General features: G+C 70.0%; 18 protein-coding genes and 1 tRNA gene. 11 read left to right on the plus strand and 8 right to left on the minus strand.

The window, feature by feature from the left end:
* Nucleotides 1-76: 76 nt before the first annotated feature.
* The 3 genes from ACZ5CR_RS06025 to ACZ5CR_RS06035 form a co-directional block, all read right to left on the minus strand.
* Nucleotides 77-397 (minus strand): heavy-metal-associated domain-containing protein, encoded by a 321-nt coding sequence (locus ACZ5CR_RS06025; RefSeq protein ID WP_468854037.1) that lies wholly within the window; start codon nt 395-397, stop codon nt 77-79.
* Nucleotides 398-565: 168 nt separating this feature from the next.
* Entirely contained in the window at nt 566-763 is a 198-nt protein-coding gene (locus ACZ5CR_RS06030; protein WP_389906990.1) for a MarR family transcriptional regulator, read from the minus strand.
* A gap of 331 nt (nt 764-1094) precedes the next feature.
* On the minus strand, nt 1095-1994 hold the full coding sequence (locus ACZ5CR_RS06035) for a sugar phosphate isomerase/epimerase family protein (RefSeq protein ID WP_468854039.1): 900 nt from the start codon (nt 1992-1994) through the stop codon (nt 1095-1097).
* 174 nt (nt 1995-2168) lie between these two features.
* Here ACZ5CR_RS06035 and iolC point away from each other — a divergent pair, with 174 nt between their 5' ends.
* The 7 genes from iolC (at nt 2169) to ACZ5CR_RS06070 (ending at nt 12123) form a co-directional block, all read left to right on the plus strand.
* Nucleotides 2169-3167, plus strand: a complete 999-nt coding sequence (gene iolC / locus ACZ5CR_RS06040; RefSeq protein ID WP_468854042.1) for a 5-dehydro-2-deoxygluconokinase — start codon at nt 2169-2171, stop codon at nt 3165-3167.
* On the plus strand, nt 3160-4125 hold the full coding sequence (locus ACZ5CR_RS06045; protein WP_468854044.1) for a Cgl0159 family (beta/alpha)8-fold protein: 966 nt from the start codon (nt 3160-3162) through the stop codon (nt 4123-4125). The genes iolC and ACZ5CR_RS06045 overlap by 8 nt, the downstream gene beginning before the upstream one ends.
* A gap of 60 nt (nt 4126-4185) precedes the next feature.
* Nucleotides 4186-5004 (plus strand): 5-deoxy-glucuronate isomerase, encoded by an 819-nt coding sequence (gene iolB / locus ACZ5CR_RS06050; RefSeq protein ID WP_468854045.1) that lies wholly within the window; start codon nt 4186-4188, stop codon nt 5002-5004.
* 36 nt (nt 5005-5040) lie between these two features.
* Nucleotides 5041-6915 (plus strand): 3D-(3,5/4)-trihydroxycyclohexane-1,2-dione acylhydrolase (decyclizing), encoded by a 1875-nt coding sequence (gene iolD / locus ACZ5CR_RS06055; protein ID WP_468854046.1) that lies wholly within the window; start codon nt 5041-5043, stop codon nt 6913-6915.
* A 17-nt stretch (nt 6916-6932) separates the two neighbouring features.
* Entirely contained in the window at nt 6933-8435 is a 1503-nt protein-coding gene (mmsA, locus tag ACZ5CR_RS06060) for a CoA-acylating methylmalonate-semialdehyde dehydrogenase (RefSeq protein ID WP_468854048.1), read from the plus strand.
* Nucleotides 8436-8560: 125 nt separating this feature from the next.
* A complete protein-coding gene (locus tag ACZ5CR_RS06065) occupies nt 8561-11215 on the plus strand; it encodes an alpha/beta fold hydrolase (protein ID WP_468854050.1) in 2655 nt (884 codons plus the stop codon).
* Nucleotides 11212-12123, plus strand: coding sequence for an ABC transporter permease (locus tag ACZ5CR_RS06070; RefSeq protein WP_468854052.1), 912 nt, complete (start codon nt 11212-11214; stop codon nt 12121-12123). The genes ACZ5CR_RS06065 and ACZ5CR_RS06070 overlap by 4 nt, the downstream gene beginning before the upstream one ends.
* A gap of 89 nt (nt 12124-12212) precedes the next feature.
* On the opposite strand, the gene lacZ is transcribed toward ACZ5CR_RS06070, so the two are convergent.
* The 4 genes from lacZ to ACZ5CR_RS06090 form a co-directional block, all read right to left on the minus strand.
* A complete protein-coding gene (gene lacZ, locus ACZ5CR_RS06075) occupies nt 12213-15398 on the minus strand; it encodes a beta-galactosidase, LacZ type (RefSeq protein WP_468854054.1) in 3186 nt (1061 codons plus the stop codon).
* Between the two features lie 274 nt (nt 15399-15672).
* Complete coding sequence (locus ACZ5CR_RS06080; protein WP_468854057.1) at nt 15673-17364, minus strand: arabinofuranosyltransferase AftB family protein; 1692 nt, start codon at nt 17362-17364, stop codon at nt 15673-15675.
* A 382-nt stretch (nt 17365-17746) separates the two neighbouring features.
* A complete protein-coding gene (locus ACZ5CR_RS06085; RefSeq protein ID WP_468854058.1) occupies nt 17747-19018 on the minus strand; it encodes an acyl-CoA dehydrogenase family protein in 1272 nt (423 codons plus the stop codon).
* Nucleotides 19019-19154: 136 nt separating this feature from the next.
* Nucleotides 19155-19643, minus strand: a complete 489-nt coding sequence (locus ACZ5CR_RS06090) for an SCP2 sterol-binding domain-containing protein (protein ID WP_468854059.1) — start codon at nt 19641-19643, stop codon at nt 19155-19157.
* Nucleotides 19644-19712: 69 nt separating this feature from the next.
* Here ACZ5CR_RS06090 and ACZ5CR_RS06095 point away from each other — a divergent pair, with 69 nt between their 5' ends.
* The 4 genes from ACZ5CR_RS06095 (at nt 19713) to ACZ5CR_RS06110 (ending at nt 24438) form a co-directional block, all read left to right on the plus strand.
* Nucleotides 19713-20390 (plus strand): TetR/AcrR family transcriptional regulator, encoded by a 678-nt coding sequence (locus tag ACZ5CR_RS06095; RefSeq protein ID WP_468854061.1) that lies wholly within the window; start codon nt 19713-19715, stop codon nt 20388-20390.
* A 356-nt stretch (nt 20391-20746) separates the two neighbouring features.
* Nucleotides 20747-22669, plus strand: coding sequence for an AMP-dependent synthetase/ligase (locus ACZ5CR_RS06100; protein ID WP_468854062.1), 1923 nt, complete (start codon nt 20747-20749; stop codon nt 22667-22669).
* Nucleotides 22670-23181: 512 nt separating this feature from the next.
* Entirely contained in the window at nt 23182-23742 is a 561-nt protein-coding gene (locus ACZ5CR_RS06105; RefSeq protein WP_468854064.1) for a hypothetical protein, read from the plus strand.
* Nucleotides 23743-23997: 255 nt separating this feature from the next.
* The gene (locus ACZ5CR_RS06110) at nt 23998-24438 is read left to right on the plus strand and encodes a VOC family protein (protein WP_468854066.1); all 441 of its coding nucleotides are present in this window, start codon (nt 23998-24000) and stop codon (nt 24436-24438) included.
* Nucleotides 24439-24619: 181 nt separating this feature from the next.
* Here ACZ5CR_RS06110 and ACZ5CR_RS06115 read toward each other — a convergent pair.
* Nucleotides 24620-24692 (minus strand) — tRNA-Arg (locus ACZ5CR_RS06115).
* Nucleotides 24693-24774 lie beyond the last annotated feature (82 nt).

Raw genomic sequence — 24774 nt, forward strand, 5'->3', positions numbered from 1 at the left:
CGGCTGGGTCGGGGAGGTAACGGCTGCGGGCCCTGTGACGGTGTCACAGGGCCCGGGGTACCCGGCAGGGGGTGGGTCAGGCCTTGCTGACGCCGGTGAGTTCGTAGCCCGCCTCGTCGACCGCGGCGCGGACCGCGGCCTCGTCGAGCGGGGCGTCGGAGACCACGGTCACCTGGCCGGTTGCGGCCACCGCCTTGACGGAGCTGACGCCTGCGATCTCCGAGATCTCACTGGAGACAGCACCCTCGCAGTGACCGCAGGTCATGCCGGTCACCTCGTACACGGTCGTCACGGCACCCTGCGGCGTCTCGGCGGCGCCGTCGGAGTGGCAGGAACCGCTGGGGGAGCAGCAGGAGCCGGAGGTCTCGGCCTGCGGGAGCTCGGTCTGGGCGCTCATGTCGTTCTCCTCGATGAGGGTGCGGCGTGTGTGCGTACTTATGCGTCGTAATGTGCGGGAGTGGTCCCGGTGTTCCCGGAGACCCCCTGACACTCACCACACTATACCCCTAGGGGGTACACCTCGATGAAGGGGTGAGGAGGCCGGGGGTGGCGATTCGCCGGGCGGTCATCTGTCGCGCCCGCGGTTGCGCGGCCTCGCGGCCACCCAGGCGCGGACGGTGTCCGCGTACCAGTAGGGCTTTCCGGACTCCACGTGGTCGGGGTCGGGGAGCAGGCCGTGCTTGCGATAGGAGCGCACGGTGTCGGGCTGCACGCGGATGTGTGCGGCGATCTCTTTGTACGACCAGAGCCTTCGGTCGGTCATCTGTGGCACCTCCCTGCGGGCGCCGCAGGGGCGGCTCGGGGGGAGCCGTCGGGGGAGCTGCGGTGCGACGCTGGCGATCACTCAGCCTGTGCCCGGTGAACGACACGGAGTGAGCGCAGGAGGGTGGCTGTCGACCGGCTGTGACGGAAGACCCGCGTATACGCGACATGTGTGACGCGGAGAGGTTGTTTGTGACGCTTGTGATGCATTCCGGGCACACTGGTCCGCCGGGCGGGCACACCTCCGTGGCGAAAGCGGCCGTCGGCGTGCTCGGGTGGCGAGGATCAGCCCCTACCGGCCCGCGGATCCCTCACCGCTGTCCAGCGCGGCGTCACGCGCCGCAGGAGCGCAGGTACGAGCGTGTCCGGCGGGCGATGGGCAGCGGCTTGTCCGGCGGGCAGGGGTACATGTCCTGCTCGACGATGGCGAACAGGTCGACGCCCAGCTTCTGGGCCGCCGCGAGGACCGGCTCGATCGCGGGCACTCCGGTCGGCGGCTCGCACATCACGCCGCGGGCCACGGCGGGCCCGAACGGCATTTCCTGGTCGCGTACTTCAGCGAGGACGGCCGGGTCGACCTGCTTGAGGTGCAGATAGCCGATGCGTTCGCCGTACGTCTCGATCAGTTTGACGTTGTCGCCGCCGCAGTAGGCGTAATGGCCCGTGTCCAGGCAGAGCGAGACGAGGTCGGAGTCGGTCGCGTCGAGGAAGCGGGTGACGTTCTCCTCGTCGTCGATGTGCGTGTCGGCATGGGGGTGGACGACCACGCGCAGGCCGTAGCGCTCGCGCACCTCGTACGCCAACCGCTCGGTCTGGAGCGTGAGCTGACGCCACTGCTCCGGCGTGAGCGTGCTGTCCTCCAGGACCTCGCCGGTCTTGTCGTCGCGCCAGAAGGACGGGATGACGACGAGGTGCTCGGCGCCCATCGCCTGCGCGAGTGCGGCGTTGTCGGCCACATGGGCCCACGTCTTGTCCCATACGGACGGCCCGTGGTGCAGGCCGGTGAAGACCGTGCCGGCCGAGACCCGCAGGCCACGGCGCTGGGTCTCGGCGGTCAGTTCGGCCGGATCCGTGGGCAGGTAGCCGTAAGGGCCGAGCTCGATCCACTCGTATCCACAGTCCGCCACCTCGTCGAGGAAGCGGCTCCAGGGGACCTGGCCCGGATCCTCGGGGAACCACACGCCCCACGAGTCGGGTGCCGAGCCGATCCGGATGCGTGACAGCGTCGTCATGCCCGCCAGCTTTCAGGGCGCCGCGGAACGATGTCAAGGAGTGGTCCGAATGTAAGGACAATGTGTTGACAGGGTTCGTGGGGCGGCATAGACCTAGGGAGGGTCCGAGGGCCGGTTCCGAGGACCGGTTCTGAGGGCCGCGTCCGAGGGGGCGATGTCGACAAGGAGTGCAGGGTGACCGATCCGAACGGCGTCATCGATCCGAACGACGTCATCGATCCGTATGACGTCATCACGATGGGCCGGATCGGGGTGGATCTGTATCCCCTGCAGGCCGGGGTGTCTCTCGCCGATGTCAGCACGTTCGGCAAGTTCCTGGGCGGCTCGGCGTCGAACGTCGCCGTCGCCGCGTCCCGCCTCGGCCACCGGGTCGCGGTCCTCACGCGCACCGGCGAGGACCCGTTCGGGGAGTATCTGCACCGGGAACTGCGGCAGTTCGGGGTCGACGACCGGTGGGTGAGCGGGGTCGCGGGGCTTCCGACCCCGGTGACCTTCTGCGAGGTCTTCCCGCCCGACGACTTCCCGCTCTACTTCTACCGGCAGCCGAAAGCCCCCGACCTGGAGATGTACGAGAAGGAACTCGACCTCGGCGCGATCGCGTCCGCACGGGTGTTCTGGATGACGGGTACCGGGCTGTGCGCCGAGCCGAGCAGGTCGGCGACGCTGGCCGCGCTCCGTGGGCGGGCGAAGGCCGGGCTCACCGTCTTCGACCTCGACTGGCGGCCGATGTTCTGGGAGCGGGCCGATGACGCGCGCGGTTTCTACGCGCAGGCGCTCGCGCAGGCCACCGTCGCTGTGGGCAACCTCGACGAGGTGGAGGTGGCCACGGGAGAGCGCGAACCCCGCGCCGCCGCCTGCGCGTTGCTGGCCGCCGGTGTCGAACTCGCCGTGGTCAAGCAGGGGCCCAAGGGGGTGCTCGCGATGAACAGCTCGGGCGAGGCCGCCGAGGTGCCGCCGCTGCCCGTGACGGTGCTCAACGGCCTCGGGGCCGGGGACGCCTTCGGCGGTGCGCTGTGCCACGGGCTGCTCGAAGGATGGGAGTTGGAGCGGATCATGCGGTACGCCAACGCGGCGGGCGCGATCGTCGCGTCGCGCCTGGAGTGTTCGTCGGCGATGCCGTTCCCGGACGAGGTCGAGGCGGCCCTCGCCGCGGGAGCCGTGACGCATGAGTGACCGCATGGGCGAGCGCGGGGGTGACCACGTGGGTGGCCACGGGGTCGACCGCAGGGGTGGCCACGGGGTCGACCGCAGGGTCGACGTCGCCGAACTCGTCCGGATCCGGGCCCGGCACCCCGAAGCCATCGCGGAGGCCGCCGCCCGTCGCCCCCGCCGCCCGCTCCTCGGCGGCAGCGGACGGCTGATGATCATTGCCGCCGACCACCCCGCCCGGGGTGCCCTCTCCGTCGGCGGCGACAAGCTGGCGATGGCCAACCGCGCGGACCTGCTCGAACGGCTCTGCCTCGCGCTCTCGCGCCCCCGCGTGGACGGCGTGCTCGCCACCGCCGACATCCTCGAAGACCTCCTCCTGCTCGGCGCCCTCGACGGCAAGATCGTCATGGGGTCGATGAACAGGGGCGGGCTCGCGGGGGCCTCGTTCGAGCTGGACGACCGGTTCACGGGCTACCGGGCCGAGGACATCGACCGGCTCGGGTTCGACGCGGGCAAGCTCCTGCTGCGTGTCGACTACGAAGACGCCGGCTCCCTCGCGACCCTGCACTCCAGCGCCCGCGCCATCGACGCGATGGCGGCAAGGAAGCTGCCCGTCTTCGTCGAGCCCTTCCTCTGCCGACGCGCGCCCGACGGCGGTCCGCCGCGCAACGACCTGAGCGCCGAGGCCGTCACCACGTCCATCGCCATCGCGTCGGGGCTCGCCGGGACATCGGCGTACACCTGGTTGAAGGTCCCCGTGACCGAGAATCCGGACGACATGGCGCGGGTCATGGAGGCCTCGACGCTGCCCGCCGTCCTCCTCGGGGGCGACCTGGGTGACGACAGCGACGCCGCGTACGAGAAGTGGCGGGGCGCGCTCCAACTGCCCACCGTGCACGGACTCGTGGCGGGGCGCACGCTGCTGTACCCGGCGGACGGCGATGTGTCGGGCGCCGTCGACACCGCCGTCGGACTGCTGTAGGAGGGCCATATGAGCGGGCGGGCCACATGGGCAGGAGAGCCACATGAGCGGGAGAGGCACATGACGTACGTACCGAAGGGCAGCGCGGCCGAGGGGCCGTACGCCCTCGAACTCGACCCGAAACGGTCCGGTCTGGTCTATTCCGCGCTCCGCGTGGTCGACATCGAACCCGGCGCCACGCACTCCTTCGCCACCGGGGAGAGTGAATGGATCGTGCTCCCGCTGACCGGCGGCTGTACGGTGCACGCGGAAGACGAGATCATCGAACTGCTGGGCAGAGAGAGCGTGTTCAGCGGAGTGAGCGACTTCGCCTACGTGCCCCGTGACGCCCACATCCAGATCGCCTCCGGCGCGGGAGGCCGCTTCGCCCTGGCAGGAGCGAAGTGCGAGCGTCGACTCCCCGCCCGCTACGGCTCCGCGCCGGAGGTTTCCGTCGAGCACCGCGGCAGCGGCACCTGCGCCCGCGAGGTCCGCAACTTCGCCTCCGCCGCCGCCTTCGACTGCGACCGCCTCATCGCCGTCGAGGTGATCACCCCGGGCGGCAACTGGTCCTCGTACCCGCCGCACAAGCACGACGAGCACCGCCCGGGAGTCGAGGCCGAGCTCGAAGAGATCTACTACTTCGAGATCGAGGCCGCGCCGGACGGCGGGCCCGAGGGCTTCGGCTATCAGCGGGTCTTCCCGTCCAGGCCCGGCGGCACCGACGTCCTCGCCGAGGTCCGTACGGGCGACGCCGTGCTCGTCCCCGACGGCTGGCACGGCCCGTCGATCGCCCAGCCGGGGCACAGCATGTACTACCTGAATGTGATGGCCGGTCCCGGGGATGAGCGGGAGTGGCGGATCTGCTTCCATCCCGATCACACGGAGGGGTACCGATGACGGCGGAGGAATACCGATGACTGGGGAGCGAAATCGATGACCTCGATCAGGCTGACCACCGCGCAGGCCCTCGTCCGCTTCCTGTCCCGGCAGTTCACCGAACGCGACGGCGAGCGGCAGCGGCTCATCGGTGCCACCTGGGGCATCTTCGGGCACGGCAACGTGGCGGGCATCGGCCAGGCACTCCTGGAGTACGGCGACGACATGCCCTACCGCCAGGGACGTAACGAACAGTCCATGGTGCACGCCGCCGTCGGGTACGCCCGTCAGTCGGGCCGCCTGTCCACGCACGCCGTCACGACGTCCATCGGACCCGGCGCGACCAACCTCGTCACCGGCGCCGCGCTCGCGACCGTCAACCACCTCCCGGTGCTCCTGTTGCCGGGCGACACCTTCGCGACCCGCCCCGCCGACCCGGTGCTCCAGCAGCTCGAAGTCCCGTACGCGGGCGACGTGTCGGTCAACGACTGTCTGCGCCCGGTGTCGAAGTACTTCGACCGGATCACCCGGCCCGAGGCCCTGATCCCGGCCGCGCTCGCCGCGATGCGCGTGCTCACCGACCCGGCCGCCACCGGCGCCGTCACCCTCGCGCTTCCGCAGGACGTGCAGGCGGAAGGCTTCGACTGGCCGGAGGAGTTCTTCGAGGAGCGGGTGTGGGGCGTCCGCCGTCAGGCCCCCGACCCGCGTGAACTGGCCGCCGCCGCGCGGGCCGTGCGCGAGGCGCGGCGCCCGTTGATCGTCGCGGGCGGCGGAGTCCACCACAGCGCGGCCGAGGAGGCGCTGCGGGACCTCGCGGACGCGACCGGGATCCCCGTCGCCTCCACCCAGGCCGGCAAGGGGGCTCTGCGGTTCGACCACCCGTCGGACGTCGGCGGCATCGGGCACACGGGCACCGCCACCGCCGACGAACTGGCCCGCACCGCCGACCTGGTGATCGGCGTCGGCACCCGCTACAGCGACTTCACCACCGCGTCCCACACGCTCTTCACCGAGCCCGGCGTCCGCTTTCTCAACCTCAACATCACCGCGTTCGACGGCCACAAGATGGCGGGCGCGCCCCTGATCGCGGACGCGCGCGCGGGCCTGGAGGCCCTGACCGGCGCCCTTGAGGGGTGGCGCGTCCCGCCCGCGTACATCGCGGAGTACACCGAGGACAAGGTGCGCTGGGAGCAGCGTGTGGACGCCGCGTACGCGGCCGACGAACCCGACGTACGGCCCACACAGCTCCAGGTCCTCGGCCTGCTCGACGCGCTGGTCACGGACGAGGACGTGATCATCAACGCGGCCGGATCCCTGCCCGGGGATCTCCACAAGCTGTGGAGGACGCGCTCGCCCCGGCAGTACCACGTCGAGTACGGCTACTCCTGCATGGGCTACGAGATCCCCGCCTCGATCGGCGTCGCGATGGCCGCGCCGGAGCGTCCGGTCTGGGCGCTTGTGGGCGACGGGACGTATCTGATGATGCCCACCGAGATCGTCACGGCGGTCCAGGAGAACATCCCGGTCAAGGTCGTCATCCTCCAGAACCACGGGTACGCGTCCATCGGCGGGCTCTCCGAGTCCGTGGGCGCCGAGCGGTTCGGGACCGCCTACCGCTTCCGGGCGCCCGACGGCACGTACACGGGTGCCCCGCTGCCCGTCGACCTCGCGGCCAACGCGGCCTCGCTCGGGATGCGGGTGATCCGCGCCAAAACAGTGGCTGACCTGCGCGATGCTCTTGCCGAGGCGCGGGTGGCCGACGGTCCCACATGTGTCTACGTGGAGACGGAAACGGCAGACACAGTGTCGCCCCCGCCCCCGGCGCAGGCGTGGTGGGATGTGCCCGTGGCCGAGACCGCGGACCGGCCGTCCGCGATCAAGGCCAGGAAAGAGTACGACCGGCACGTCTCAGCCCGACGCCGCCACCTGTGAGAGTAGGGATGCTTGTCATGACGAAGACCGTCCATCACTGGATCGGCGGGAAGTCCGTCGAGGGTGTCTCGGGTACGTACGGCCCGGTGACCGACCCGGCGACCGGCGCCGTCACCACGCAGGTCGCCTTCGCGTCCGTGGACGAGGTGGACGCCGCCGTCGCCTCCGCGCGCGAGGCGTACGCCACGTGGGGCAAGTCCTCGCTCGCCAAGCGCACCTCGGTGCTCTTCGCCTTCCGTGCGCTGCTCGACGCCAACCGTGACGCGATCGCCGAGCTGATCACCGCCGAGCACGGCAAGGTGCACTCGGACGCGCTCGGCGAGGTCGCCCGCGGTCTGGAGATCGTGGACCTCGCCTGCGGGATCACGGTCCAGCTCAAGGGCGAGCTGTCGACGGAGGTCGCCTCGCGCGTGGACGTCTCGTCCATCCGCCAGCCCCTCGGCGTCGTCGCGGGCATCACACCGTTCAACTTCCCGGCCATGGTGCCGATGTGGATGTTCCCGCTCGCCATCGCGTGCGGCAACACCTTCGTACTGAAGCCGTCGGAGAAGGACCCGTCGGCGGCGATGAAGATCGCGGAACTCCTTTCGGAAGCGGGTCTTCCGGACGGCGTCTTCAACGTCGTGCACGGCGACAAGGTGGCCGTGGACCGGCTGCTCGCGCACCCGGACGTGGCGGCCGTCTCCTTCGTCGGCTCCACGCCGATCGCCCGCCACATCCACACCACCGCGACGGCGGGCGGCAAGCGCGTCCAGGCGCTCGGCGGCGCCAAGAACCACATGCTGGTCCTGCCGGACGCGGACCTCGACGCGGCGGCCGACGCCGCCGTCTCGGCGGCGTACGGCTCGGCGGGCGAGCGCTGCATGGCCATCTCGGCCGTGGTCGCGGTCGGCTCGATCGGCGACGAACTGGTCGCGAAGATCAAGGAACGCGCCGAGAAGATCAAGATCGGCCCCGGCAACGACCCGGCCTCGGAGATGGGCCCGCTCATCACGGCGGCACATCGCGACAAGGTCGCGTCGTACGTGACGGGTGCGGCGGCCGAGGGCTGCGAGGTCGTCCTGGACGGCACCGGCCACACGGTCGAGGGCTTCGAGGACGGCCACTGGATCGGGCTCTCGCTCCTGGACCGCGTTCCGGTGACGGCCGACGCGTACAAGGACGAGATCTTCGGCCCCGTCCTTTGTGTGCTGCGGGTCGACACGTACGAGGAGGGGGTGGCGCTGATGAACGCGTCGCCCTTCGGCAACGGCACGGCGATCTTCACGCGCGACGGCGGCGCCGCGCGGCGCTTCCAGCTGGAGATCGAGGCCGGGATGGTGGGCGTGAACGTCCCGATTCCGGTGCCGGTCGGCTACCACTCCTTCGGTGGCTGGAAGGACTCGCTCTTCGGAGATCACCACATCTACGGAAATGACGGGACGCACTTCTACACCCGGGGCAAGGTCGTGACCACGCGCTGGCCCGACCCGTCGGACGCACCCGAGGGCGTGGACCTGGGATTCCCGCGCAACCACTGAGGGAGAACAGAGGGCCCGTGTACTGCGGCGGCGGTACACGGGCCCTCTGCCTACTCCCCAGGGAGACAACCGGGTTCACACCACCGGCTGCCTCGGATGTCAGCCCTCGCCCGTACGGTTGACGTATGGATCTACGACTGCCGAAGCTGCCCAAGCGCAGACTGCTCGCCGCGGTGGCCGCCGTCGCGCTGCTCGCGGGCGCGGGCACCTGGTCCGCCGCCGCCTCGGACGACGGACCCGCCGTGCACCGCGAGGACCACGTCATGCGGATGACGGGCGCGGGCGGCGCGAAGATCGACACGTCGTACTTCACCGCGGGTGACGCCTCGAAGAAGCGCCCCGCCGTCCTCATCGGCCACGGCTTCGGAGCCAACAAGGACGAGCTGCGCGCACAGGCGGAAGGCCTGGCCGACAAGGGGTACGCGGTGCTGACCTGGTCAGCCCGCGGCTTCGGCAAGTCCACCGGCAAGATCGGCCTCAACGACCCGAAGGGCGAGGTCGCCGACGCCTCCCATCTGATCGACTGGCTGGCGAAGCGACCCGAGGTGCAGCTGGACAAGAAGGGCGACCCCCGTGTCGGCATGACCGGCGCTTCGTACGGAGGCGCGATCTCCCTCCTCACCGCCGGGTACGACGACCGCGTGGACGCCATCGCGCCCCAGATCACGTACTGGAACCTCAGCGACGCCCTCTTCCCCAACGGCGTCTTCAAGAAGCTCTGGGCAGGCCTCTTCATCAACACCGGCGGTGGCTGCGAGCGGTTCGAGAAGCAGCTCTGCGAGATGTACAACCGCGTCGCGGAGGCGGGCAAGCCCGACGCCGCGGCGCGCGAGATCCTCGCCGAGCGCAGCCCCGCCGCCGTCGGCGACCGCATCAAGGTGCCCGCCCTTGTCGTGCAGGGCCAGACCGACTCCCTCTTCCCGCTCGGCCAGGCAGATGCCACCGCCAAGGCGATCCGCGCCAACCACGCACCCGTCTCCGTCGACTGGATCTCGGGCGGCCACGACGGCGGCAACCCCGAGACGGGACGGATCAACGGCCGTATCGGATCGTGGTTCGACCGCTATCTGAAGGACGACAAGAGCGCGGACACCGGCCCCGGGTTCCGGGTCACCCGCACCGGAGGCATGGACTCCACCAATGGGTCGGCGACGACGCGGGGAGCGAGCGGCGACCGGTACCCCGGCCTGGAGAGCGGGCAGCGGAAGATCGCGCTCACCGGGCGCGAGCCGCAGCGCTTCGCGAACCCCGCGGGCGCCGCACCACCCGCCATCTCCGCGCTCCCGGGCGCGGGCGGCGGCGGGCTCAACCAGCTCTCCTCGCTCGGCGTCGGCGTCTCCCTCGACTTCCCCGGCCAGAACGCGAGCTTCGAGTCGGCGCCGTTCAAGGACGACCTGCGCATCACCGGATCGCCGAAGGCGCGGGTGCACGTCAAGTCCAGCAGCGAGGACGCCGTGCTCTTCGGAAAGGTGTACGACGTCGGGCCGGGCGGCAGCCAGAAGGTGCTGCCCTCCCAACTGGTCTCGCCGATCCGCGTGGAGGGCGCGAAGGCGGGCAAGGACGTCACCGTCACCCTGCCCGCCGTCGACCACGACGTACAGAAGGGCCACCGCCTCCGCCTCGTCCTCGCCTCGACGGACCTGGGCTACGCCTCCCCGACGCAGCCCGCCACGTACACGGTGTCCATGAAGGGCGACCTGTCGGTCCCCACCGCGCCCGGCGTGAAGACGGCCGCGACACCGCTGCCCGCCTGGGTGTGGTGGCTCCCGGCGTCCGGAGCGGTGATCGCGGTGCTGCTCCTGATCACCGCACGGCGCCGGACGACGGCGCCCGCGCCGGACCCGGAGCTCGCTGAAGTACCGCTGCGGATCACGGACTTGAGCAAGCGGTACGCGAAGTCGGTGGACCGTTACGCCGTCCGTGACGTCTCCTTCAGCGTCGAGAAGGGGCAAGTGCTCGGCCTCCTCGGCCCGAACGGCGCGGGCAAGACGACGACCCTGCGCATGCTCATGGGCCTCATCCGCCCCGACGCGGGCGAGATCCGCGTCTTCGGGCAGGCGATCCGGCCGGGCGCACCCGTCCTCTCCCGGGTCGGCGCGTTCGTCGAGGGCGCGGGCTTCCTGCCGCACCTCTCCGGGCGCGAGAACCTGGAGCTGTACTGGAAGGCCACGGGACGCCCCGCCGAAGACGCCCGCATGGACGAGGCGTTGGAGATCGCCGGGCTGGGCGACGCGCTGGCCCGCGCGGTGCGGACGTACTCGCAGGGCATGCGGCAGCGGCTCGCGATCGCCCAGGCCATGCTCGGCATGCCGGACCTGCTGATCCTCGACGAACCGACCAACGGCCTCGACCCGCCACAGATCCGCGAGATGCGCGAGGTCATGATCCGGTACGCGCGGGGTGGCCGCACGGTCATAGTCTCCAGCCACCTCCTCGCCGAGGTCGAGCAGTCCTGCACGCATCTGGTGGTCATGGACCGCGGCCGTCTCATCCAGGCGGGCCCGGTCTCCGAGATCGTCGGCTCCGGCGACACGCTCCTGGTGGGGCTCGCGGAGGACATCTCCGATCCCCTCGTCGAGAAGGTGGCCGCGCTGCCGGGCGTCGCGTCGGCGGTCCGCGCGGACGGCGGCCTCCTCGTACGGCTGGACGGCACGGAGTCGGGCAGCGCCGCACGCCTCCTGGCCGAACTGGTGCGCCTGGAACTGCCCGTGGAGTCCATGGGCCCGCACCGCCGCCTCGAAGACGCGTTCCTGACCCTGATCGACGGAGGCACCGCATGAGCGCCACAGCTACGGGGCCGGGCACGGGGCCGGGCACAGAGCCGGGTACGGAACCGCGCACGGCACGCGCCACGGCTCCCGGATACCGCCCCAGCCGCACACTGCCGCTACGGGTCGAGGCGATCCGTCAGCTGAAGCGGCGCCGGACGCTGGTGATGGCCGGGGTGATGGGCCTGCTGCCCTTCGTCCTCGTCCTCGCGTTCACCATCGCAGGCTCCCCGGAGTCCAGAAGCGGCCGAGTGACGCTGATGGACACGGCCACCGCATCCGGCGCGAACTTCGCGGCGACCTGCCTGTTCGTCTCGGCGGGCTTCCTCCTGGTCATCCCCGTCGCCCTGTTCTGCGGGGACACGGTCGCCTCGGAGGCGAGCTGGTCGTCCCTGCGCTACCTCCTGGCAGCTCCGGTGCCACGGGCCCGCCTGCTGTGGTCGAAGCTGGCCGTGGCGCTGGGCCTCAGCGCGGCGGCGATGGTACTGCTCCCCTTGATCGCCCTGGCGGTCGGATCGGCGACGTACGGCTGGGGGCCGTTGCAGATCCCGACGGGCGGCACCCTCCCGTCGGGCACGGCCGCGCAGCGCCTGGTGATCGTCGTGGCGTACATCTTCATCTCCCAACTGGTGACGGCGGCGCTCGCGTTCTGGCTCTCGACGAAGACGGACGCGCCGCTTGGCGCGGTGGGCGGCGCGGTGGGCCTGACGATCGTCGGCAACGTCCTGGACGCGGTGACGGCACTGGGCAGCTGGCGCGACTTCCTGCCGGCGCACTGGCAGTTCGCGTGGGCGGACGCGATCCAGCCGAAGATGGAGTGGGGCGGGATGATCCAGGGCTCGGCCGTCTCGGTGGCGTACGCGCTGGTGCTGTTCGCGCTGGCGTTCCGGGGGTTCGCGCGGAAGGACGTGGTCAGCTGAGGGGGCGCCTCACGGGGTCAGCTGCAGGAAAGTCCCACGACACGCCACGACACACCGTGGCCGGGCGGGACTTTCCTGCAGTCCACCGATCAGGACGGGGTTAGGGGGCGGAGGCGGTAGGCGTATGTGTAGGTTCGGCCAGAACGCAGCAGGTACGCCTCCAGTGGTGGTGCGCCCCAGGAGTCGTTGCCGCCGACTCCCATCTGACGGTGGTTGATGCCGAGTACCGTCTCCTTGCGTCGCTTCACCTCGTGCGGGTGCCTTGGTCCGTCCAGGTCCGTCGGTGCGTGGTGCAGCGCGCTGGTCTCAAGGAGTGGTTCGCCCTCGGCCGGGTCGGCGAGCACGGTCAGGCCGCCGCCCGAGCGGTCGGCGAGCGAGAAGCGGCGTACGTCCGTCATGTTGCCGGTCTGCTGCGGCCGGACGTACGGCGCGACCTGGTCGTTCACCGTGGAGCGGTAACGGCCCACGAACGCCGACGACTTGCGGTCCTGGTAGTTCTCGTGCGGCCCACGCCCGTACCAGTCGATCCGCTCGAACCCGGCGGGCACGGTCAGCAGGGCGCCCACCATGGGTAGGTCGGGCAGCCCGGCCGCCGCCTTCAGCGTGTGCCTGACCCGCACCTCGCCGTCACCGCGCACCGTGAACACCGTGTGCCATGAGGACGGTTGCGGCTCGGTCGGGAGCGTGGAGCTCACCTCGATGGTGACCTCGCCGGGCGATGGCCGTGCGGCCTTGACCTCCGTGATCTTCGCCTTGGCGCCCGCCTCGCGCCAGGTGGCCGCCTCCTCGTGGAACTTGCGGCCGATGTCGTTGTCGGTGGGGGCGCGCCAGAAGTTGGGTACGGGGCCGCTCGCCAGCAGCGCCTTCCCCTTGACCTTGTACGAGGAGAGGGTGCCGGTCTCCTTGGACAGGACGACCTCGACGTCCCGCCCCGTGACCTTCACCTCGGTGCCGCTCTCGGTGAGTTCCAGGGCGGGCAGTGAGCCGGGCCCGGGGTCGGCGGGGGCGGGGGCGTGCCAGTCCAGGGGGAGCTGCTCGGCGGCGACGGTGTGCCCCGCCGGAGCCCAGCGGGTCTTGTGGCGCAGGGTGAAGGTGACGTCGAGCCAGTACTCGGACCCGGGTTCGAGGCGGCCCGGCTTCTTGTACGGGATGCGTACGGCCTCGGAGGTGCCCGGCGCCACATCGGGCGCGCGGAGGGTGCCGTGCTGGACCTCCTTACCGTCGCGCGTCACGCTCCAGCGCAGCTCGTACGCGTCCAGACCGCTGAAGAGGTGCTTGTTGCGGACCTTGACGGTCCCCTTCCCGAGGTTGTCGGCCGTGACGGCAAGGGGCTGGTAGACCTTCTTGATCTCCATGAGGCCGGGGTGGGGTGCGCGGGTCGACGCCACAAGACCGTTGCAGCTGAAGTTGCTGTCCGTGGGATAGCCGGGGTGCCAGTCACCGCCGTACGAGAGATAGCTGTGCCTGCGGTCGCCGGGAATGGGGAGGCTGATGTTCTGGTCGACCCAGTCCCAGACGAAACCGCCGTGCAGGTTCGGGTACTTCTCGAAGATCTCCCAGTACTCGGGCAGATTGCCGTTGCTGTTGCCCATCGCGTGCGTGTACTCGCAGAGCATGTACGGCTTGGGGTTGCCGGACTTGCCGTACTTCTCGACGTCTGCGGGCTTCGTGTACATCTCGCTGTGCACGTCGGCGACGGAGTTCATGCCCTCGTAGTGCACGGGCCGGGAGTCGTCGCGGGAGCGCACCCAGTCCGCCATCGACTTGAAGTTGTCGCCCTCGCCGGCCTCGTTGCCCAGTGACCAGGCCACCACGCAGGCGTGGTTCTTGTCGCGCTCGACCATCGAGCGGATCCGGTCCACGCAGGCGTCGGTCCAGTCGGGCAGGGAGGCGGGGAGCTTGTCGCGCACCCCGTGCGTCTCCAGGTTGGTCTCGTCGATGGCGTACAGGCCGTACTCGTCGCACAGCTCAAGCCAGCGCGGGTGGTTGGGGTAGTGCGAGGTCCGGACGGCGTTGATGTTGTGCCGCTTCATCAGCAGGACGTCCTCGACCATGACCGACTCCGGTACGGCCTGCCCGTGCTCGGGGGTCGACTCGTGCCGGTTGGTGCCGTGGAGCATGACGTGCTTGCCGTTGACCGTCCACTTGCCGGGGCCGAAGTCGACCTGGCGGAACCCGATGCGGGTCCGCTGGATGTCGGTCGTACGGCCCTTGCCGTCGGTGAGGGTGACCACGAGGGTGTAGAGATTCGGGTCCTCGGCGGACCAGAGGGCGGGCGCGTCGACATCGGTCTTCAGGGTGAGCGGCTCGTCGAATTCGGGCACGCCGGTCAGCTCCGTGCCCGGCACGGGGCGGCCCTTGGCGTCGTGGAGCCGGGCCGTGACGCGGTGCTCCGCCTTGCGCGCCTTGCCGGTCCGGTCGCGTACGACGGTGGTGACGGACAGCGTCGCGTCGCGGAACGCCGCGTCCAGATCCGTCCGTACGAAGACGTCGTGCACATGCACGAGGGGGACCGCGTACAGATACACGTCCCGGAAGATCCCGGACAGGTCGATCATGTCCTGGTCCTCCAGCCAGCTGCCGTCGGACCAGCGGTAGACCTCCACCGAGAGGGAGTTGGCGCCGGGCCGCAGATAGGGGCTGATGTCGAACTCGGCCGGGGTGTAGCTGTCCTCGCTGTAGCCGACCTTCTTGCCGTTGACCCAGACGAAGAAGGCCGACTTCACGCCCTGGAAGGAGATCAGGGTGCGCCGCCCTGACCAGTCGTCGGGGACGGTGAAGGTGCGGCGGTAGGAGCCGACGGGGTTGAAGTCCTTGGGCACGTCCGGGAAGTCGGGCTTCTCGTAGCCCTCCCACGGATATTTGATGTTGAGGTAGATCGGCTCCGGGTAGCCCTCGATCTCCCAGTTGGAGGGCACGGGGATGTGGTCCCAGCCGCTGACGTCGTAGGCGTCGGCCTCGAAGCCGGTGGGGCGCTGCTCCGGGTTCTTCGACCAGTGGAAGCGCCACTTGCCGTTCAGGGAGCGGTAGTACGGCGACTTGGTGAGTTCGCCGCGCAGGGCGTCGGCCGTGGAGGCGTACGGGACGAGCTGTGGCCTGGCGGGTTCTCTGTTGACCTGGAAGACGCGCGGGTCGGCGTTCCACTCGGGCGTCTGAGCGGCCTTCGCCTCCGCCTCCGCTGCGAAGGCCTGTTTCTGCGCTGCGAAGGCGGCCCAGCCCACGAGGGCGGTGCCGGTGGCGAGGAACGATCGACGGCTCGGCAGACGTGCGCCCATGCTGCAACTCCGAACGTAAGGCAACAAGAACCGCCAGCATCGGACGCGACCACTCAACATTCAAGACCCGTGTAGCCAGCGGAATCTGACGTTCGACGGGTCGCACGGGACCGGCGTGATCCAGCCGTCGACAGGGGCGCTCGGGATCGCTCCGGGTCGTTGTGGGTCGTTGTGGATCGCTCTGGATCGCCCAGGTGTGTCCTGCTGGTACCGGCTCGGCTCGGCTCATCCAGGATCATCACGGCTTGTTCCGGCTTGTTCCGGCTCGCTCCGGTCAGTCGCCGCAGAGCTCCCGTTCGGCCCGCACCGGGTCGTTCGGGAAGCGGAACGACGTCCGTTCCCACACCCCGGTGACATTGCGCAGGAACCGCCCCGGTGTCATCGGATCCCGCGTAGCCGCCCGCAGCTCGGCCAGCGGCCCGCAGCCGAGTGCCCGCCGGGCTGCGGCGACGTCCGCCGGGTCGAGGCCATCGGGGAGGGGGCCGCGTCCACGGTCGGCGAAGATCCACGTGTCGGGCAGCCGCTTGTCGTGGCCCACGCGGCCGTCGATGCGCTCGGAGTGGGCGGCCAGCGGATAGGCGAGGCCGATCGGATCGAGGGCGGCTCCGTTCAAGGGGACCACGGTTCCGCTGAAGCCGAGGGTGCTGTAGACGCCGGTGACGGTGGGGGAGTTGGCGGCGGCCGGGGTTCTGGCGAGGAACAGGCTCGGGGTTCCCGCGCGACCGGCGTCGCGTACGAGACGTGCGTACTCGACGTTGCCCGGATAGCCCGCGAAGTCGTGGTGGAGGGGGTGAGCGGCGGCGTTCTGCTGGACGTACACACCGCGTTCGTCCGCCACCCCGCCGGGCCCGATCCGCCCCTCGTACGGGATCCGCAGCAAGCTCGCGCAGGCCACGGCCCAGATCCCGATGCCCACCGCCGCGATGGCCCACGCGCGCGTGAGCGGCACCAGGAAGACCGGCAGGAGCATGAGCAGCAGCCCCGGCAGGAACATCCGGCCGTGCATGAAGTCGCCGCCGACCTTGATGACGTAGCCCCAGCAGAGGAGCCCCGCGACGACGGGCGCGAGCGCGGGGACGAGCGGTGCGGCGTCACGCCTCTCCGCAGCCGACGGCAGCAGGGCCGCGAGCAGGAACAGCGCGGGCATCCAGAGCAGATAGGGCCCGCCGAAGTCCACGAGGTAGTCGAACCCGCGCCCCCACAGACTCTGCGAGGCCTCCTTGGTCACGCCGGGCAGCGGCATCAGCTGTCCGTAGTACCCGATCCGGAAGATCTCGTACGCGACCGGCAGCGCGATGGCCGCTCCAAGTCCGCCGAAAGCGGTCCGCCGCGAGGGCCGCACCATCAGCCACTGCGCCCCGAGGAAGACCGCGGACACCAGCGCCAGGTCGGGCCGTACGAGCGGGCCGAGTCCGATGACCACGCAGGTGGCGGGTGAGTGCGCCCGCGAGACGAGCAGCAGCCACGCCCCCGCGATCCAGCACGTGGCGAGGCCGGTCTCCAGGCCGGAGGTGGCGAAGTCCCAGACGGGAGGCAGGGCGAGCAGGACGAGGCAGCCGAGAGGAAGGACCGCCTTGTCCGCGTACAGCCGCAGCGCCCCGAGCGAGGCGAACGCGAACCCGGCGGCGGTCAGGAGCAGCCCCCCGTACATCGCCGCCCTCGCGATGTCGATGCCCGGCAGCCCCGCAAGCACGAGCAGCCACTGCCAGAGGGTGCCGGTGGAGGACTCGGCGCGCTCGCCCGCGTTGAAGACGGGGCCGTTGCCGGCCAGGATCTGGCGGACCGTACGGACGTAGATGTGCCCGTCGTCGGACATCCAGCGCCGCTGGAACCCGGCGAACGCGATGACGCAGGCCGGGAGGAGACAGAGGACGCCGCGCCGGATACTGCGCCCGATGTCGCGGCGGCTGTTGAGCAGCCCGAGGACGGCGTCGGGCTCGCGGAGTGAGGGTTGCGTCGACGTCATGATCTTTTCATCGGCGCAGGTCAGGGGTTGCTTGAAGGATTTTCCTCGATCCGGCACCTTGGCGGAACCGGGACGGGCTCGATATCCGGCCCGCACGGCGCCTGGGGGCGGCCCAGGCGAAGCCGGTGATCGCGGCGCTCACGATGCGACGATCTCTGGCTAGGACGCCATGACGCCACGACGCGACGATCTCTGGCTACGGCGCTACGACGCCACGACTCTGGCTATGGCGCCACGAACCCACGACCTCACGGCGCCACGACCTCTGGCCACGGCGCGAGGCCCACAGCTCCAGGCCTGCGGCGCCAGGCCCACGGCGCCAGGCCCACAGCGCAAGGCCCACAGCGCCAGGGCCCCGGCTCCAGGCCCACGGCCAGCCCCCTCAGCGAATCTGCCGCCCAGAAATCGCCCGAGCGATCACAAGCCGCTGAATCTCACTCGTCCCCTCGAAGATCGTGTAGATCTTCGCGTCCCGATACATCCGCTCCACCGGATGCTCCCTGCTGTACCCCGCGCCCCCCAACACCTGCACGGCCTTCTCCGTGGCCGCCACCGCGAGCTCCCCGGCCCGCAGCTTGGACATGGAGCCCTGCCCCGCGTCGAACGACTTGTCGTTCCGCGCCATCCACGACGCCTGCCAGATCAGCAGCCGCACCGCCTCGATCTCGGTCCGCAGATCGGCGAGCGCGAAGGCGATGGACTGGTTCTCGATGATGGGGCGGCCGAAGGCGACCCGGGAGCCCGCGTAGTCGAGGGCGTACTCGTACGCGGCCCGCGCGATGCCGAGCGCCTGCGCCCCCACCGTCGGCCGGCTCACCTCGAAGGTCGCCATGGCGGCTTGCCCGCGGCCTCCGGCACCTGCCTTCGTTCCGCCTCCGGCACCCGCCTTCGCGCCGCCTCCGGAACTCGTCTTGCTCCCCTCGCGGGCCCGGGCGAGCCGGGCGTCGAGCCGTTCCTTGCCGCCGAGCAGACAGTGCCCCGGCACGCGTACGTCGTCCAGGAAGACATCCGCGGTGTGCGAGGCCCGCAGCCCCAGCTTCTTTATCTTCTTGGCGCCTTCGAGGCCCTGCGTGCCGGGCGGCACGATGAACGCCGCCTGTCCCCGCGAGCCAAGGGCCGGATCGACGGACGCGACCACCACATGGACGTTCGCGATACCGCCGTTGGTGATCCACGCCTTCTGGCCGGACAGGGTCCACTCGTCGCGTGCCTCGTCGTACGTCGCGCGGGTTCGCATCGCCGACACGTCCGAGCCCGCGTCGGGCTCGGAGACGCAGAACGCCGCGACCTTGGGCTCGTCCTCGTCACCGAAGCACTGGGGTACCCACTCGGCGAGCTGGTCGGGCGTGCCCGCGGAGAAGATCCCGGCCACCGCGAGCGACGTGCCGAACAGGGCCATCCCGATGCCCGCGTCGCCCCAGAACAGTTCCTCGTTGGCTATCTGCAGCGAGAGCCCGGTGGGGTCGCCGAACAGATCGGCCAGGGACTCGAATCCGTACAGGCCGATCTTCGCGGCCTCCTGGATGACGGGCCAGGGCGTCTCCTCGCGCTCGTCCCACTCGGCGGCCGCAGGCCGCACCACATCGGCCGCGAAGCCGTGCACCCAGCCGCGCAGGTCCCGCTGTTCCTCGGTCAGTTCGAGCGAGAAGGCCATGGTGCGGCCCCTTCCGGAAGTCGGTGTGACGGTCGGTGTGTCAGCCGACGTGTCAGTCGGTGTGCCAGTCGGCGTGTCGGGTTCGGAACGTGTGTGGGGGAGGGGAGGGGAGGGGAGGGGGAGGGGAGAGATCGGGTCAGGCCTTCGGGATGTCGAAGTAGCGGGTGAGCCCGGCGGCGAGCGCCACATCGCCCGCGACCTTGAGCTTGCGCATCATGAACATCGTCACGGGGTTGGCGTTGCCGGAGACCAGCTTGAGGAACTCGGCGTCGGCCAGGACGAGCGTGACGCGCGGCTCGGCGTTCGAGCGGCCTTCGCGGACGGTGCAGGTGCCTTCCGAGATGTCCGTCTCGTAGACCACCTCGGCCGCCTCGTCGACTCCCGTGATCTTCCAGCGGATCAGGGCCTTGAGCGTGCCCGCGGCCTCCGGCTTGAACTGTCGGCCCATCCGCCCGAACACCTCCTGCAGGACGCGGGCGCGCAGCTCGGCGTCCCGGGCGATCTCGGTGAGCTCCTTGCCGGACAGGCCCTTCACGATCTTCGCGAACTCCTCGGGGGTGACGCTCGCGAAGTCCAGACCGGCCACACCTTCCGCACCGCCGACACCGCCGACACCGTCCGTCATGGCAATCTCCTTACTCAACAGTAAACTTACTAAAGGGTAAGGTAGCCCCGAGTCTGGGAGGCTGCAAGGGTGACGGTCAACGGGAGAACTGAGGGACGGCGGAAGCGCGTTCCGCGCCAGGAGCGCGAGCAGCAGATCATCGATGTGGCGGTGGCGGTCTTCGCCAAGCGCGGCTACCACGCCGCGTCCGTGGACGAGATCGCCGAACTGGCCGGGATCTCCAAGCCGATGGTCTACCTCTACCTCGACTCGAAGGAGGGGCTCTTCCTCGCCTGCCTGCGACGCGAGGCCGACCGCCTCGTGGCCGCCTTCCAGGGCGCCGCACAGGCGGTGGGGGGCGCGCAGGCCGGTGGTGGCGCGCCGGAATTGCGCCTGCACGCGGGCCTCTCGGCGTTCTTCGCCTTCGTCGCGGAGCACCGCGACAGCTGGGTCGTCCTGCACCGCCAGGCGTCGGAACTGAGCGAGGCGATCGCGTCAGCGGTCGCCGACGCGCGGCGCGCGGTGATGGCCGAGGTCGCGGGCCTGGTCCGGGACGGCATCACGGAGAGCGCCGGTGGCTCGCAACTCGACGACGAGGACGCCGACTTCGTCGCGTACGCGCTGGTCGGCGCGGCGGACTCGCTCACCGACTGGATGAGCGGCCACCCGGGCCAGTCGCCGGAAGGCGTCACGCTGCGGCTGATGAACATGGTGTGGGTGGGGATGGGGCGGGTGCTCGAGGGCGAGGTCTGGGTGCCCGGAGAGTGACCCGGGCAGGGGCTCCGCGCATGGTTGCGCTGGGCTCCGCCCACGGTTGCACGCCGTACTCCGCCCATGGTTGCGCGCTGTACTCCGAACCGGCCTCCGCGCCGACTTCCTCACCCGAGTGAGCACTCATGTCACCGACGTGATGACCGCCTTTTGTCACCGACGTGATGGCCGCCCTTTGTCACCGAAGTGACGACCGCCTACGGCCTTCTTCGCTGCCCGCCCCATTGAACTTTCCTTACGCGTGAGTAAGTTGACCTCCCAGTAAGTACGACGTCCGCACCACGCACCACCTCCGCACCACGCACCACCTCTGCACGTCAGCTGGTAGCAGCCGCCGGGAGCCGGGAGCCGTCATGGGTGTACGCAAGGATCTGAAACGGGCACAACGCCACGGCGAGCTGGCGGAGCGCACCACGGTGGAGCTCGTCCGGGACGAGCACGGCACCGTGCGCGAGGCGCGTACCGCCCGGCTCGCGGCGAAGGCCACCGCGGGCAGCACCGCCGACATCCCCTTCACCAACGCCGCCGAGGCGCCCGACGCGATCGTCATGCGCCGCAAGCGGGGCGACCAGTGGCATCCGGTCACCGCGGCGGCCTTCGCGCGCGAAGTCACGGCCACGGCGAAGGGGCTGATGGCCGCCGGGCTCGAACCGGGCGGCCGGGTCGCCCTGATGTCCCGCACGCGGTACGAGTGGGCCGTACTGGACTTCGCGATCTGGGCGGCGGGCGGGCAGACCGTGCCCGTGTACGCGACGTCGGCGGCGGAGCAGATCGAGTGGATCGTACGGGACTCCGGCGCGACGCTGCTGGTCACGGAGACGGCGGAGAACGTGGCGACGGCCGAATCCGCGATAGGCGGCCTCGCCGAGCCGCCGCGCGTCCTCTGCGTCGACGACGCCGTTCTGAGCGAACTCGAAGCCGGTGGACGGGATCTGCCGGACGAGGAAGTGACCAAGCGAAGGTCCGCCCTCACTCCGGACTCCGTCGCCACCATCTGCTACACATCGGGCACGACAGGCAAGCCCAAGGGCTGCGTCCTGACCCACGGCAATCTGCACGCCGAGGCCGCGAACACGGTCGACCTGCTGCACCCCATCTTCCAGGAGATCACGGGCCAGGTCGCCTCCACGCTCCTCTTCCTGCCGCTCGCCCACATCCTGGGCCGCACCATCCAGATCGCCTGCATGCTCGCCCGCATCGAACTCGCCCACTGCCCGAGCATCAAGCCGGACGATCTGCGTCCCGAACTGCGCTCGTTCAAGCCGACGTTCGTCGTCGGCGTCCCGTACCTCTTCGAGAAGATCCACGACACGGGCCGCGCGACCGCGGAGAAGATCGGGCGCGGCGCGTCCTTCGACCGGGCCGAGGGGATCGCGGTGCGGTTCGGGGAGGCGTATCTGAACAAGTTCCTCGACAGGCGCGGCCCCGGCCCCTCGATCGGGCTCCGCCTCGGCTGGGCGCTGTACGAAGCGCTCGTCTACCGCCGCATCCGCAAGGAGGTCGGCGGCAGACTGCGGTACGCGATCAGCGGCGGCTCACCTCTCGACCGGCGCCTCAACCTTTTCTTCTTCGCCGCCGGGATCGTCATCTACGAGGGCTACGGCCTGACGGAGACCACGGCCGCCGCGACCATCACGCCTCCGCTGAAGCCCCGCCCGGGCACGGTGGGCCTTCCGGTGCCGGGCACGGCGGTGCGCATCGCGGACGACGGTGAGGTGCTCATCAAGGGCGGCATCGTCTTCGGCTCGTACTGGAACAACCCGGCCGCGACGGATGCCGTACTGCGGGACGAGTGGTTCGCGACCGGCGACCTGGGGGCGCTCGACGCCGACGGCTATCTCACGATCACCGGGCGCAAGAAGGACATCATCGTCACGTCCGGGGGCAAGAACGTCTCCCCGGCGATCCTGGAGGACCGGCTGCGCAGCCGGACGCCGGTCGGACAGTGCATCGTCGTCGGCGACAACCGTTCGTACGTCGGGGCGCTCATCACGTTGGACCCGGAGGCCGTCGAACACTGGCTCGCCGTACGCAAGCGCCCGAAGAACACCCCGCTCGCCGAACTGTGCCGGGATCCCAAGATGATCGCGGAGGTCCAGAAGGCGGTGGACTACGCCAACACGGCGGTGTCACGGGCCGAGTCCATCCGCAAGTTCTGCGTGATCGAGGGCGAGTTCACCGAGGACAACGGACTGCTCACTCCGTCGCTGAAGATCAAGCGGCATGCGGTGGCGGCGACGTACGAGGACGAGATCGAGGCGCTCTACGGCGAGTGAGGCGACGGGGGCATACGGGGAACCGCGCCTACCGGAGTAGAGCCCCCGAGTAGGCCCCGAGCGGGCAGGCCGCTCAGGGAGCCTCATGACGTAGAGGAAATGCGACGGTCTCCTCCGTTCTGTGCCCGGTCGGGGGAGGACGGTGGATGCAGGGCGTACCGCCCGCGCTGAGCTCCCCTCCACGGCCGGTACTGCCCGACCACGGGCGTCGGTAGCGCGGTAACGCGTCGGCGCCTGTGGGGGGGGCCTGGCGGGACGCGAACCTGTGGCCGCACGCCCGGTCGGCAGGCCACACCTGATGCGTACTTCACGACGCGGCCACTGTCATGTCACGAACGTGTCTTGAGAACGATCAAGAGGCAACTGAGGCAACCACACTGACTATCTAAGAGGGCAGAAAGCGACACAGCCGAACAGTCGCCCCGCTTGACCGCTTGACCGCTTGACCGCTTGCTCGCCCGCCCGCCCGCTCCTCAGGAGCGACACCCCCACACGAAGAGGACAGAACCAACATGCGCACTCGGAAGATCTCGGTACTGACCATGACCGCGGTGGCCCTCAGCCTGGCGCTGACGGCATGCAACAACGACGGCGCGGACAGCGGGTCCTCTTCCTCGAGCAGCTCATCGTCGTCCGCCGCGAGCACCCCGAAGTCGGACAGCTCGAAGTCCGACTCCGCGGACGGCAAGTCGTCGGGCGCGCCCGCCAAGTCCGACACGAAGTGCACGGACCAGATCGACTACGCGGGTGACTCGCGCTCCAATGCGGAGATCAACTCGATCGGTGCGGACACGGGCACGTGCCCGCCGGTCCAGAAGTCGCCGTCCGACACGAAGTGCACGGACCAGATCGACTACGCGGGTGACTCGCGTTCCAACGCGGAGATCAACTCCATCGGTGCGGACACGGGCACGTGCCCGCCGGTCCAGAAGTCCGACAAGGCGTCGGGTACGCCGAAGGACGCCGACACGAAGTGCACGGACCAGATCGACTACGCGGGTGACTCGCGTTCCAACGCCGAGATCAACTCGATCGGCGAGGACACGGGCACGTGCCCGCCGGTCAAGCAGTAGTCAATGGCTGACCGCTCCTGAAAGAAGCAGCGCCGGACCCTCCCCGCGGATGACCTGGGGGCGGTCCGGCGCTTCTTCGTTCCTGCTGGGCGCGGGTGCGGGGTGGGTTGGTGCATCCGGATGAATCTCCCCCGAGGCGCGGTCCGGAATTTTTCGGAGTTCGGCAGTCTGCGGATGTCGAGAACGTGTCACCGGCTCCGTCCCAGGGACATCAGCGGCCACCACGGGCCGTACGACGAAGAGGGAGAAACCAGCATGGCGATTCAGCGGATGGACAACGTGGGCATCGTCGTCGAGGACATGGATGCCGCCATCGCGTTCTTCGTGGAACTCGGTATGGAGCTGGAGGGCAGGGCAGAGGTCAAGGGCCCCGTCGCCGACCAGTGCACCGGACTCGATGGCGTCCACTGTGACATCGCGATGGTCCGGACCCCGGACGGTCACAGCCGGCTCGAGCTGGCGAGGTACCGCAGCCCCGCGGCGTCCGGCACCGAGCCGCGCAATCAGCCGCACAACATTCTGGGCACGCACCGCGTCATGTTCGCCGTCGACGACATCAAGGACACCGTCGCCCGCCTGCGCCCGCACGGCGCAGAACTCGTCGGCGAGATGGCCCGGTTCGAGGACAGCTACCTGCTCTGCTACGTCCGCGGCCCGGAGGGCATCATCGTCGGTCTTGCCGAACAACTCGGCTGAGGAGGACTCCGCGCTTCTGTCGACCCGCGGAAACCGGTGACAGCCGGACAGCACCCGGCCGCCCCCATGCTGACCTGGGGGCGGCCGAGCACTTACGCGTCCGCTACCCGCCACTCGCTACGTTGCCCTGACCAGCAAAAAGGCCCTCCCGGTGAGGAGGGCCGAACAAGGATGGCTGAAGCGCCCCCGGCAGGACTCGAACCTGCGGCCAAGCGCTTAGAAGGCGCCTGCTCTATCCACTGAGCTACGGGGGCCGGATGGTGGCCGGTGGCCTGGAGCCCGGGTGGGGACGAGCCGTGACCTTGCCGGGGACAAGGATAGGGCTCCCGGGTCCTT

It is taken from the genome of Streptomyces sp. NPDC031274, from assembly GCF_055570235.1.